Source organism: Paenibacillus senegalensis JC66 (assembly GCF_000285515.1).
Lineage (GTDB): Bacteria > Bacillota > Bacilli > Paenibacillales > NBRC-103111 > Paenibacillus_L > Paenibacillus_L senegalensis.
The window spans coordinates 1-244 of record NZ_CAES01000168.1 but is presented as its reverse complement, the minus strand read 5'-3'; the positions used below and the strand labels follow the sequence as shown (position 1 = coordinate 244).

Here is a 244-nt window from a genome sequence, read left to right as displayed (position 1 = left end):
CCAAGTACAAAGTACTTTACTTGTCAGATTCTAAGCTGACCCCGCGTCATTTCTACAAAGGACTGCTCGAGCAACTCGGCTGCGAGTCTAAGTTCTACCGTGGCGACGCCAAGAGGCAGTTGCATCGTGAGATTGAGCTCATGCGTCGTATTCATTGTTTGCAGCCGGTTGTCGTCGTTGACGAAGCGCATCTGCTGGATCGAGAGATGCTCGAGGAAGTAAGATTCTTGCTGAATTTTAAGAT

General features: G+C 48.8%; 1 protein-coding gene. It reads left to right on the top strand.

Annotated elements, in window-relative coordinates; translation table 11 throughout:
• Window positions 1-244 (top strand): AAA family ATPase (locus PSHG_RS29750; protein WP_157213417.1); only part of this gene is annotated, 244 nt, incomplete at both ends.